Origin of the sequence: Elstera sp. (assembly GCF_044372965.1) — a bacterium.
Classification (GTDB): domain Bacteria; phylum Pseudomonadota; class Alphaproteobacteria; order Elsterales; family Elsteraceae; genus Elstera.
The window spans coordinates 1-11217 of the sequence record NZ_JBILQX010000116.1; the positions used below are offsets into that span (position 1 = coordinate 1).

At 61.2% G+C, this 11217-nt stretch carries 11 protein-coding genes and 1 riboswitch; of the genes, 5 read left to right on the forward strand and 6 right to left on the reverse strand.

Going from position 1 to position 11217, the window contains the following annotated elements; genetic code table 11:
- Together ACIQ36_RS13795 and ACIQ36_RS13800 are read right to left on the reverse strand one after the other, a co-directional pair.
- A partial coding sequence (locus ACIQ36_RS13795; protein ID WP_395830227.1) for a hypothetical protein occupies window positions 1-1543 on the reverse strand: 1543 nt, incomplete at its 3' end.
- Entirely contained in the window at window positions 1540-1698 is a 159-nt protein-coding gene (locus ACIQ36_RS13800; protein WP_395830229.1) for a hypothetical protein, read from the reverse strand. The genes ACIQ36_RS13795 and ACIQ36_RS13800, both read right to left, overlap by 4 nt.
- A gap of 109 nt (window positions 1699-1807) precedes the next feature.
- Between ACIQ36_RS13800 and ACIQ36_RS13805 the strand changes: the two genes are divergently transcribed.
- Window positions 1808-2137, forward strand: a complete 330-nt coding sequence (locus ACIQ36_RS13805) for a BrnA antitoxin family protein (RefSeq protein WP_395830231.1) — start codon at window positions 1808-1810, stop codon at window positions 2135-2137.
- Window positions 2138-2173: 36 nt separating this feature from the next.
- Here ACIQ36_RS13805 and ACIQ36_RS13810 read toward each other — a convergent pair whose 3' ends face one another.
- Entirely contained in the window at window positions 2174-4885 is a 2712-nt protein-coding gene (locus tag ACIQ36_RS13810) for an ATP-dependent DNA helicase (RefSeq protein WP_395830233.1), read from the reverse strand.
- Window positions 4886-5050: 165 nt separating this feature from the next.
- Here ACIQ36_RS13810 and ACIQ36_RS13815 point away from each other — a divergent pair, with 165 nt between their 5' ends.
- A complete protein-coding gene (locus ACIQ36_RS13815; RefSeq protein WP_395830235.1) occupies window positions 5051-6637 on the forward strand; it encodes a lysine--tRNA ligase in 1587 nt (528 codons plus the stop codon).
- Between the two features lie 20 nt (window positions 6638-6657).
- Here ACIQ36_RS13815 and ACIQ36_RS13820 read toward each other — a convergent pair whose 3' ends face one another.
- Window positions 6658-7473, reverse strand: a complete 816-nt coding sequence (locus tag ACIQ36_RS13820) for a hypothetical protein (protein ID WP_395830237.1) — start codon at window positions 7471-7473, stop codon at window positions 6658-6660.
- Window positions 7474-7552: 79 nt separating this feature from the next.
- Window positions 7553-8401 (reverse strand): branched-chain amino acid aminotransferase, encoded by an 849-nt coding sequence (locus tag ACIQ36_RS13825; protein WP_395830239.1) that lies wholly within the window; start codon window positions 8399-8401, stop codon window positions 7553-7555.
- A 102-nt stretch (window positions 8402-8503) separates the two neighbouring features.
- Between ACIQ36_RS13825 and ACIQ36_RS13830 the strand changes: the two genes are divergently transcribed.
- On the forward strand, window positions 8504-8683 hold the full coding sequence (locus tag ACIQ36_RS13830; protein ID WP_395830241.1) for a DUF4169 family protein: 180 nt from the start codon (window positions 8504-8506) through the stop codon (window positions 8681-8683).
- Here the strand turns inward: ACIQ36_RS13830 and ACIQ36_RS13835 are convergent.
- Window positions 8680-9243 (reverse strand): TMEM165/GDT1 family protein, encoded by a 564-nt coding sequence (locus ACIQ36_RS13835; RefSeq protein WP_395830243.1) that lies wholly within the window; start codon window positions 9241-9243, stop codon window positions 8680-8682. The two genes, ACIQ36_RS13830 and ACIQ36_RS13835, sit on opposite strands and share 4 nt — an antisense overlap.
- 12 nt (window positions 9244-9255) lie before the next feature.
- Window positions 9256-9491: riboswitch (yybP-ykoY riboswitch) on the reverse strand.
- Window positions 9492-9614: 123 nt separating this feature from the next.
- Between ACIQ36_RS13835 and ACIQ36_RS13840 the strand changes: the two genes are divergently transcribed.
- Window positions 9615-10019: a DUF952 domain-containing protein gene (locus tag ACIQ36_RS13840; RefSeq protein ID WP_395830245.1), complete on the forward strand. Its 405-nt coding sequence runs from the start codon at window positions 9615-9617 to the stop codon at window positions 10017-10019.
- On the forward strand, window positions 10016-11217 hold a 1202-nt coding region (locus tag ACIQ36_RS13845; protein ID WP_395830247.1), incomplete at its 3' end, for an EAL domain-containing protein. The genes ACIQ36_RS13840 and ACIQ36_RS13845, both read left to right, overlap by 4 nt.

Here is an 11217-nt window from a genome sequence, read left to right on the forward strand (position 1 = left end):
TATCGAGCGCACGGGTGGTTATTACTTGGACTGGCTGATTGTAGCCTAAGTCCCAAAGCAGAAAGCCGATGGGAAAGTCGCCGTTCAACCCGTCAAATGCCTTACTGTGCACCGCAAAGCCATCAAGGAATTTTGCATTCCAACGTGCTCTAAATTCTTCAAAATTTGGCGCATTTATGTATTTGAAAGTGCTGAACATTGCCAGTTTAGCGTTAGGCAGTTCAGCCAAAATTCGGTGTAAAAACTGCACAAATAACTCTCGTGCAGCATAACCAAGATCGTTCATTCCATGGCTAACACGAGTTGTCGCTATTCCCGATTTACCAGCATTTCCTTGCGAGTTTGAAGCTTCGCCGTAAGGTGGATTGATCAGCACCAGGATCGGCTTTGCACCCTTTTTGCCATTCTGCGCATCGACAATGGCCTGACGCAGCGCCATGGGTAGCTTACCAGAAAGCGAGTAGTCGATCTTTCCGAAATCAGTGATATCGTCGTTCAGGTAATCGTATTGGAAAATCTCTGCCCCAGCGAAAGCCGGGTTGCTGCGCATGATTGTCACGTCCTCTTTATCCAGCGTGGACATGAAGACATTGCGTAGGTTGCTGTGCTTGGCTTCCAGATTTCCGACGCCTGCGCACATATCCCACACGATGTATTTCTGTTGCCAATCCGCCCCCAGTGTCGCGGACAACTGATCATAGGCTTTGTCTACGATGTGCAGTGGGGTGTAGAATGCGCCCTTGAACTTCTGTTCGTCCAGTGGCAACAGGCTGTCGCGTCGTTCCAGCAGATAGTGCCGATGCTTTTGTTCGGGCGGGCGATGGTAGATGTTCCAGAAATTGCGATACCCCCGCGCGCTGGCAAGGTCGTATTGGTCTGCCCCCATGATGAACACGGGATCGTTCCCATTGAACAAAAGGCGCGCGGGCAGGTTGGCCATCGTTGCCGTATGCCCATCATGCATTATGTCGGCAAAGAACAGCACGGCATAATCCGCCTCGCGTTTTACAACCAGTTCCACACCAACCATCGCCACCCATTTGTCGAACACCTGCCGCAGGTTGTCGGGCGTGATCGGGGTGCGGATGATACGGCCTTCGCGCACCGCGTCTTTCGCGGCCTTGATGAACTCCGCCTCGTAATCTTTGATTTGGTAGAGGATGAAATGGGTTTCGATTGTCGGGGCGATCTGGGCAGCGAGTGCCTTGTCAGCGGCAGAGCCAGACTTGGGCCAAACGATGGTCTTGTCGTCTAACAGCGGCATGGCGTGCTCGGTGGCCATCAGGGCCGCTTTCTCACGGTCGATCACGCAAAGGTAGCCGGGGATCGCCTCGCCCCGTTTGCGAGCGGCGCGAACGTAAACCAGCAATTGCGCGAACATGAGCAGCGGTGGGGTGGGTGTCTCTTTCGCCTCGAACCAAATTTCAAGGGTTTGGATATCGACCAGCCCTTTATACACACCATTAAGGCCAAGCGCCGCGATGTAGGCGTCTTTGACATCTTCCTCGGTTTTTGCGCGGGTAAGTGCTGCGAGAAGGCTCATGCGATTAGTTCCTCATGAAGGGCGGGTTCCTTCAGGGCGTAGACACGGCCAGGGCGGATCATATCGGCCCAGGCGTCCAGTGCGGCTAAGTGATCGGCGGGGACGGGCGCGGGCTTTATGTGCCGTTTTAGGGTTTTTTGGTTGAAAAGGTTCATTCCACCTCTCTTGTCATAATCAGCCCTCTGTTTCAACATCAGGTGATGGTTTACGCCAAAGCCGCGCGCGCCACCGTGAAGGTCGGGGATATTCAGCGGAGATAATGCAATGAACAGCTTGAAGACCCTAAACATTGAAAAAATCGCCGCCGCCGTCGAAGCCGACGCGGGCCAAACCCTGCCCGGCCTGCGCGCGTCGCTCGCCGAGGCCAAGGCGGGGAGCTTCGCGCAAATCCATATGCCGGAGCAAATCACAAGCCGGGGGCGCGGGCGTCCGGTTGGCAGTAAGCAGGCGATAACGAAGGAAGCCGTTAAAATCCGCCTGGATGCCGATGTCCTCGCCGCCCTGCGCGCCAGCGGCGACGGCTGGCAAACGCGCATCAACGACACGCTGCGCGCGTCGCTGGCCTTGAGCGGGAAACTTCCGCGCGACCAATAGGCAGATGAAAGCTTCTCTCCCGCCCAATTTCGCGCTTTATCCCCGCCCCAAAAATCCCCCCACCTCGCGCACGGCTTCCGCCAATCCAACCCGCTTCACCTCCACCCCCGGCGGGAAGGCCGAACGGAAGTCGGACGGCATTGGCTCCAGCAGCACGAACACGCCGGTATCGTCGGCGCGGCGCACGAGGCGACCAAAGGCTTGTTTCAGTTTCAATCTGACCAAGCGCCGGTCCCAGTTCCAGCCGCCGAAAGCCTCGCGCCTCGCTTTATGGAGAATATCGGGGCGGGGCCAGGGGATGCGGTCGAAGACGATGAGGCGTAAGGAGCGGCCCGGCACGTCCACGCCGTCGCGCACGGCGTCGGTGCCGAGCAGGCAGGCGTTTTCTTCGGCGCGGAAGATGTCGATAAGGCTGGCGGTTTCCATGCCGTCGACGTGTTGGGCGAGCAGGGGGATATCGGCGTCTTCCAAGGGCCCGGCGATGCGGCTATGGACGGCGCGCAGGCGCGAGATGGCGGTGAACAGCCCGAGCGCGCCGCCGCCCGCCGCGAGGAAGAGGGCGCGGTAGGCGGAGGCAACTTGCTCGATATCGTCGCGGCGCACGTCCGTCACCACCAGCACGCGGGTTTGGGCGGCGTAATCATAGGGCGAGGGCAGTTGCGCGCGGGTGGCAGTCGCGGTGATCCAGGGCAGGCCAATGCGGCGTTCGGCGGCGCGCCAATCGGCTTCGGGGTCGCCGGTCGAATCGGTGAGGGTGGCGGAGGTGACGATAATGCCGTGCGCGCCTTCCGCGACCGTGCGGGCGAAGGGCTTGCTGGGGTCGCGCCAATGGCGGTGCATACCGATATCGGTTTCTTGCCCGTCTTGCCGGTCGATCCCGAACCAATCGACGAATTCCTCGCTGGGCTCCTCGCGCAGGGCTTCGAGCATGGCGATCCAGCCCGCCAGCGGCAGAATCAGGCGGCGGTCGAGCGCGCGAACGGCGGCTTCGATGCGCAGGCGCACCTCGGTTTCCATATCCTCGGCCTCGTCCACCAGCCGGTCGGACAGGCGCTTTTTGAGCGTCAGGCCGGGTTCGCGCAGGGCGATGAGGGCGCTGCGGGCGTCGTCGGCAAGCGGCAGCAGATCGTCGTTCGCGGGGGCGGCGTCGGCTTCCAGACTATAGCCGCGATCTTGCTCGGTTTGGCGGGCGAGCACTTGGCGGCGGAGGGCCGACAGGAAGGCTTCGATGGACCCGTTCGGGGCGTCGTCGATCAAGCGGTTCTGCCAGCCGTCGCCGGGTAGGGCGTGGGCGGCGCGGATGAGTAGGCCGAGGGTATTGAGCATGCCTTCGTCGGACAAAAGCTCTTCGATGCGCCGCCGCAACCCGCGCGCGCGGCTACGGCTGGAGCCTTCGGCCCCGAGCAGCCAGCGCCGCATTTCCTGCCCTTCGAGGCCGGAGAGATGGGCGGAAAAGGCGCTGTCGGCGGCGTCGAACAGGTGGTGGCCTTCGTCGAACACGAGGCGGCTGGGCACGGCCCCATCGTCACCGCCGCCTAAGGCCGATTGCACCATGACGAGGGCGTGATTGGCGATGACGATTTCCGCTCGTTTGGCCCTTCGGATCGAACGTTCGACGAAACAGCGGTTGAAGTGATGGCAGGCAGCGAAGATACATTCGCCGCGCCGGTCGGCCAGCCCTAAGGTGCGGGCGCGGCCCAGCAGTTCGGGCAGCCAGCCGGGGAAATCACCGCCCGACAGGTCGCCGTCGCGCGTCGCCAGCACCCAGCGCGCCATCAGCCCGACGCCGACGGCTTCCGAGGGGCGGGTATTGGCAATCTGAGTGTTTTCTTCGAGGTTCAGCAGGCAGAGGTAGTTTTCCCGGCCCTTGCGCACCACGGCTTTCAAGGCTTTATCGACCGGATCGGGATAGAGCCGGTCGAGTTCCTGATCGATTTGATGCTGCAAATTTCGGGTATAGGTCGAAACCCACACCGTGCCGCCGTTCTTGCGCGCCCACACGCTGGCGGGGGCAAGGTAGCCCAGGGTTTTGCCAACGCCGGTTCCGGCTTCGGCCAGCACGATATGGGGCTGATCCTCCTGCTGGCGTGGCTGGAAGGCGAGGGCCGTTGCGGAAGCGTAATCAGCCTGGCTGGGGCGGCTTTCGGCGTGGTCGCCTAAGAGGGAGGCCAATTGCCAGCGGGCTTCTTGGGCATGCACCGGCTGCTGACCCGGCGGGCCATCGGCGGGGTGGTCGGGGATTTCGGGAATCGCGCGCCAGACGGCAAGGCCGCGCCGCCCGGCGGTGACGCCCGCCAGCGCCTGTTCGGCAAACCGTCCCCAGGGCCAACCGCCCGCCGCCATCGGTTGAATGATCGCCAGGGTTTCGGCGTCGCGCGCGTCGGCCAGTTCGGCCAACAGCAGGGCGGCGGCGTCGCGCAGGATCATCGCCGCGTCGGTGAGGTCTTTCGGGATCGGCAGATCGAGCGCTTGGGCCAAGCCGCGCGGCGTCGGCACGCAGAAGGTGGCGGGGCGCACCAGGGCGAAAAGCTCCAACAGGTCGTAGCCCCACAGGCCGGGGATTTCCAAGCGTTTGCTGAGCGCAGGGGCGTGGCACAGGTAGGGCGGGGCGTCGGGTGAGAGCAGCCGGGCGATTTGGGGCAGGGTGCCGTCTTCGATTTCGCCATCGACCGTCACCAATACGGCCCGCCGTAGGCCGACCGCGAGCAGCGGGGCCTGAGGTAGGAGAAGCGCGGGGGCGGAAGTCATCTCGAAAGCGGAACCTTTGAAGAACTCTGCCGACCTTAACCGGGCCGGGTGGGCGGCGCAATCCTTTCTCCACCGGGCGGCGGTTGACCTTGCGCGCGCAACCGTTTAGCACAACAGACCGGCTGATATTGGCCGAATTTCCGTATTTAGGACGAGTGTTCGAAAATGTCTCTGCCCCGCGAGATCGCCCTCACCGCCAAAGCCTGGCCGTTCGAGGAAGCGCGCAAACTTCTGGCGCGATACGGGGCCGAGAAACCTAAAAAAGGTTACGTGCTGTTCGAAACCGGCTACGGCCCCTCGGGCCTGCCGCATATCGGCACCTTTGGCGAAGTGGTGCGCACCAGCATGGTCCGCCGCGCCTTCGAGCAGCTTTCCGACATTCCGACGAAGCTATTTTGCTTCTCCGACGATATGGACGGCTTGCGCAAAGTGCCGGACAATGTGCCGAACCGCGATATGCTGGCGGGCTTCCTTGGCAAGCCGCTGACGCAAGTGCCGGACCCGTTCGGCACGCACCCGAGCTTTGGCGAGCATAATAACGCGCGCCTGCAAGCCTTCCTGGATGGGTTCGGCTTTCAATACGAGTTCAAGTCGGCAACTCAGATGTATAAATCGGGCGCGTTCGATGAAACGCTGCTGAGAATGCTGCGCCATTACGATGCCGTGATGAAGATTATCCTGCCGACTTTGGGCGCGGAGCGTCAGGCCACCTACAGCCCCTTCCTGCCGATCTGCCCGCGCACGGGTATCGTGCTGCAAGTGCCGATGGTGGCGCGGGATGAGGCGGCGGGGACGGTGAGCTACCGCGATCCCGAAACCGATGCGCTGGTGGAAGTGCCGGTCACGGGCGGTCACTGCAAAATGCAGTGGAAGGCCGATTGGGCGATGCGCTGGCTTGGCCTGGAAGTCGACTATGAAATGGCTGGGAAGGATCTGATTTCCTCGGTCGAACTCGCGGGCAAGATCGTGAAAGCCTTGGGCGGCACCCCGCCGGAAGGGTTCAATTACGAATTATTCTTGGATCAGAACGGCGAGAAGATTTCGAAGTCGAAAGGCAATGGCCTGTCGGTCGAGGATTGGCTGACCTACGCGCCCGACGAGAGCTTGTCGCTGTTCATGTATCAGCAGCCGCGCCGGGCGAAGCGGCTTTATTTCGATGCCATTCCGAAAGCAGTCGATGAATATTTGACCTATCTCGATAAGGTTTCCAGTGAGCCCGCCGAAAAGCAGGCGGAAAATCCGGCTTGGCACATTCACGGCGGCGTGCCGCCTGCGGGGAAAGTGCCGCTGACGTTCGGGATTTTGTTGAATCTCGCCTCTGTTGTCGGTGCGCAAGATTCGTCGGTTCTTTGGGGCTTCATCAGCCGTTATGCCCCCGGAACGACGCCGGAATCGAACCCGCTGCTCGCGCGTCTTGTAACCTACGCCGGGGCCTATTACCGCGATTTCGTTGCGCCGACGAAAGCCTTCCGCGCCGCGACGGACACCGAAAGCGTCGCCCTAGCCGATCTTGCGGCGGAGTTAAAGGCGCTCCCCAGCGACGCCGATGCGGAAGCGTTCCAAACCCTCGTGTTCGAAATCGGTAAACGCCACGGCTTCACGGAATTGCGCGAATGGTTCAAAACGCTCTACGAAGTGCTGCTCGGCCAGCCGCAAGGCCCGCGCATGGGCTCCTTCATCGCCCTCTATGGGCGCGATAATAGTGTGGCGCTGATCGAAAAGGCGCTGCGGGGCGAACTCTTGGCGGCGTAACCCCTTTCAGGGCCGGGGGATTATTTCCCCCGGCTTTCCGGGTAAATATCCTTCATGCCCTCGGTATCGCCCGGTGTGGGGGCGAGGGCGGCGTCGTAGTTATTGACCGGAAAATAGGGCCGGTCCCGAAGCCGGTTGAGGACGGGAAGGCTGCGGCGGTGATTGGGGATATCGACCCAAACCGGGCGGCCCGTTTCGGCATTATCGGGGGTATAGTCGCCGAGAAACACCCATTCATCTTGCCCGCCGATACCGTTACCGCCGCGAATAATGGCCCATTTCGGTGAATTGCGGCGCTTGCACGCATTCATAATAACTTCCGCCCAGCCCCGGTTCTTGCGCATCTCCGGCGAATGATTCGGAAAAGCCTCTGGCGTTTCGTCGTCGAAGAGGCTTTGCAACTGGCCCGGCGTGAACTGAAGGTCGGAAATATACGAAATACCAATCGCGCGGCAGAATTCAACATCCGCCGAAGCAATATCGAAACCGGGTAATAGATGATCCGGCTGGTAATCGCCGTCGATCCACATCACCAGCGAGTGAATGCGTTTCGGCCCGGTACCATACCGCCATTCGAATTCAGCAAGGCCGAGGGTGTATTTACCCTTGGGCTGGTTCAAGAGATGGTCGCCCATCAGCTTGATCGCCGTAATATCCTCCGGCGGCGCGATTTCCGCGACATAGCCTACACCGGTGTTAAGCCCGGCAACCGCCAGAACCCCCGATTTTGCCAGGGGCAGGCTGGGGTTTTCTCGGCGTCCTGTTGTTGGGGCGGCGGTGGCCGCTTGGGCAAAAAAGGTGAGCGATATCAGCGCAGCAACCAGCGATTTCGACATAGGCTTTCCCCCAATCGGCGAGTAAGGCGATTGGGGGAAAGCTTAATCCGGGTCGATACTTCGGTCCAATTACGTCGGGTTAATCTAGCTTCTGCCCTTCGGCATACTTGAAATACAGCTCCCGCGCTTTGCGGAACAGCGGCCCCGGCTGCAGGTCGCGGTCCTCATAACGGTTGATGTGCTGAACCTTGGCATAATTGCCGGTCGAGATGATTTCATCGGCTTCCGCCACTTCCTGCGGGCGAATGGCGCGTTCAACGACGGTTACGCCCGCCTCGCGCAGCAGGGAAATCACGCGCTGGCGGGTAATGCCGTTGAGCAGGCTTCCGTTCGGCGTGGGCGTATGAAGTTCGCCATTGAAGCCTAAGAGAATATTGGAGCCGGTGAATTCCGCCACATTGCCCATCAGGTCGCACATCACGGCATTTTCGAAGCCGCGCTGCATGGCTTCGCGCAGGGCGAGGGTGGCCTGCGGGTAGAGGCAGGAGGCTTTCGCGGCGGTCGGGGCAATTTCCGGCGACGGGCGGCGGAAGTGGGAGAGGGTGGCGGAAAAGCCTTTTTCCCCCGGCGGCAGCGGGATTTCCTGAATAACCAGGGCGAAGCGGGTCGATTCCGGCTTCAACACCATCAACCCTTCTTCCATCCAAAACATCGGGCGGATGTAGAGTTCGGCCCCGGCGGGGAAGCGGCGGATGCCTTCCTTTGCCATATCGTAGATTTCGCCGGCGGTAACGGGCGGCTCCATCGCCATCACTTTGGCGGAGCGGATCACGCGCTCGCAGTGCAAAGCGAGGTCGGGAATGAGGCCGCCGAAGGCGCGCGCCCCGTCGAACACCGTATGCGCAAGCCAGCCCGCCTGGGTGGAAGCCCCCATGAGCGGCGTATTCCCCTCGGACCAAGTGCCGTCGAGATAGGTGATCGTGCGCATGATGCCGCTAAGCTCCCTTGTATTGATGAATTTCTAGCCACAAGCTAATCATCCCTTGCTGGGAAAGGGAACCCCACGCGGAAGCACAGCAGGAGGGCACTTATGACGGCTGACATCGTGAACCTGCGTCGCTTTAAAAAAAGCAAAGAACGGGAAGCCGACGCGAAGACGGCCGACGCCAACCGTCTCGCCTTCGGGCGCACTAAGGCGGAGCGCCAGAAAAGCGAGGCGGTTCAGACGCTGGAAAGCAAGCGCCTCGACGGCCATAAGCTCGAAGATTAGCCCCAGACTGGCAGCATCACGACGCCCATAGCTGCAAAGATAAGCGCTGAGATTATGCGGGTCGCTTTGAGGGGGAGGCGTTGGCTAATGTTCCGCCCAATCATCACGATCGGCGCGTTCACCAGCATCATTCCGAAGATCGACCCGGCCATCACGGCGGCGAAGGGCTGGTAGGCGGTCGCCATCAGCATGGTCGCAACCTGGGTTTTATCGCCGATTTCGAGAAGGAAGAACCCAACGAGGGCAGCGGCGAACGGGCCGAAGCGCGACGGTTTATCCTCCTCCTCGTCCAGTTTGTCCGGCAGCAGCATCCAGGCCCCGAGGGCGATACAGGCGACGCCGGTCCCCATCCGCAGCCAATAGATCGGCAGTTGATCGGCAAGCTCGACGGCAATCCACCCGGCGGCGATGTGGTTCAAGACCGTCGCCAGGAAAATTCCGGCGATCAGCCGAACCGGCGCACGATAGCGCAAGGCCAGCAGCAGCGCGAAAAGCTGGGTCTTATCGCCCAGTTCCGACAGGGCGACGGCCCCGGTCGAGATAAAGAATGTGGTAAACATGGCCCTTCCCAAGTTCCGGGCGGCAACGAGTACGCAAGCGCGAAATTGCCCGGCCGCCCGGTTTCTTGTTCCGGCGGGCACTCGCGCTTGGTCTCGCCAATCCGAACCCGGACCGGATGCGCCATGAAAGCCGAAGCTTTCAAGCCTGTTGACGCATCCCCGCATACCTGCAAATCCCGAGCGGACAAAAATGCCCGCGACGACGCATTTGCATGACTTTAAGTCTTGCGGCGGCTACTCCCCAAGGGAAGCCGCTTTGTAGGGGAAGCCGCGTTGGGATGCAAGCGGGTGACGGTGCGACGAAAGGCATCTTTCTGGCACCGCACACTCCCGGCTTTTCCCGAAGCATCGCATCGCGTAAGGTGCGCGCCATGACGGCAGAGTTAATCTATCACCTGGCCCGCGCGGCCGATTGGACGAACGCCCTTACCGAGGGTTGGTACGAGGGCGCGGCGGAAGATCGCCGCGACGGCTTTTTGCATTTCTCCACCGCCGAGCAGATCACCGCTTCCGCCGACCGCCACCGTGCGGGCGAAGCGGGGTTAGTGTTGCTGGAAGTGGTCGTCGACCGTTTGCCGCCGCCGGAGCACGGCGGCGGGGTGTTGAAATGGGAGGCGTCGCCGTCGCGCGGGGCGCTGTTTCCCCATCTTTACGGGCGACTCTCGGTGAAAGCGGTCGAACGGGTGGCCGATTTGCCCCTAGTAGCAGAGCCGGACGGCGTGCTGCGCCATGAGTTCCCAACTTGGTATCCCTTTTGGACAAGGACGCGGGCATGAGTCCCCTCCAGTTTTTTGCCCCCATCGCCTATGGCGCGGTGGCGGCGGCGGTTGCGATTGGCGCGCCCGACCTTGTGCAGGCGCTCGGCTTTCCGCCCTCCTTGCTCATCTCGGTGCTGCTTGGGGCGAATGTGTTTCTGTTCGGCATGCTCGCGCAGGAAATGCTGACGCGGCGCACGGCGGATAAGGCACTGGGCGAGCGAATTCAGCGCGTGCAGGACGTTTTGATCCGCCAGCGCAGCGATATGCGCTCGATGCAAGAAACCGTGCGGGCCCAAGGCGAAGCGGGGCCGGAAGGCGCGGCGGAGCTTGAAACCGTCGTCGCTGAAATGCGCATGCTGAAAACCCTGGTCGGCCAGCTTTCCACCAAATCCGCCGCAGCGGCAAAAGCCCGCCCTGCTGCCCCTGCGACCACGCGCCCCGCCGCTCCTAGCCGTCCTCTTACCGCCCACGACGACGATGAGTACGACGATCCGGTCGAACCCGCCTACGATTATGGCGACCTGACCGACGAAGAGTTAATTCTGGATTCGGTACGCGAGGCGTTAAACGAGGATCGTGTCGGCCTGTCGTTGCAACCCATCGTGCAGCTGCCCTCGCGCCGCCTCGCCCTGTATCAGTGCATGGCGGCGATCCGCACGCAGGAAGGCACGGAAATTCCAGCGGAAACCTATCTTCCGATTGCCGAACAGGCGGGCTTGCTGGCGACGATCAACAATATGCTGTTGGTGCGCAGCGTCCAATTCGTGCGTCGCATGCGCCGCCAGCGCAGCCAAGTGGGCTATGTGTGCGAAATCGTCAGCGAAACTTTGCGCGACCGCGATTTCTTTTCGGATTTCACCGCCTTTATGCGCGAAAATACCGATCTGGCCGGACATTTGCATTTCCAGATCACGCAGCACGACGCCTATCGTTTGGACGCCCGCACCGATCAGGAATTGACCGCGCTTGGCAAGCTCGGCTTCCGCTTCGTGCTGGATAAGACGACGAACCTCGATCTCTTCGTGTCGGACCTATCCAATAAAGGCTTCCGCTATGTGAAGGTCGAGGCGCCGATATTGATCGACAAACTGTCGAAGCAGGCCGATCCGCGCGTGTTGCGGCGTAATCTCGATCATGGTGCGATTGATCTCATGGTCGATGGCATCGAGAAGGATGCGCAATTGGTCAAGCTGCTCGATTTCGGCGTTGATTTCGG

Excerpts from the sequence above, each read along its gene's own strand:
- ACIQ36_RS13800 (WP_395830229.1), bottom strand. The coding sequence starts at position 1,698 with ATGAACCTTTTCAACCAAAAAACCCTAAAACGGCACATAAAGCCCGCG.
- ACIQ36_RS13805 (WP_395830231.1), top strand. The coding sequence starts at position 1,808 with ATGAACAGCTTGAAGACCCTAAACATTGAAAAAATCGCCGCCGCCGTC.
- ACIQ36_RS13810 (WP_395830233.1), bottom strand. The coding sequence starts at position 4,885 with ATGACTTCCGCCCCCGCGCTTCTCCTACCTCAGGCCCCGCTGCTCGCG.
- ACIQ36_RS13815 (WP_395830235.1), top strand. The coding sequence starts at position 5,051 with ATGTCTCTGCCCCGCGAGATCGCCCTCACCGCCAAAGCCTGGCCGTTC.
- ACIQ36_RS13820 (WP_395830237.1), bottom strand. The coding sequence starts at position 7,473 with ATGTCGAAATCGCTGGTTGCTGCGCTGATATCGCTCACCTTTTTTGCC.
- ACIQ36_RS13825 (WP_395830239.1), bottom strand. The coding sequence starts at position 8,401 with ATGCGCACGATCACCTATCTCGACGGCACTTGGTCCGAGGGGAATACG.
- ACIQ36_RS13830 (WP_395830241.1), top strand. The coding sequence starts at position 8,504 with ATGACGGCTGACATCGTGAACCTGCGTCGCTTTAAAAAAAGCAAAGAA.
- ACIQ36_RS13835 (WP_395830243.1), bottom strand. The coding sequence starts at position 9,243 with ATGTTTACCACATTCTTTATCTCGACCGGGGCCGTCGCCCTGTCGGAA.
- ACIQ36_RS13840 (WP_395830245.1), top strand. The coding sequence starts at position 9,615 with ATGACGGCAGAGTTAATCTATCACCTGGCCCGCGCGGCCGATTGGACG.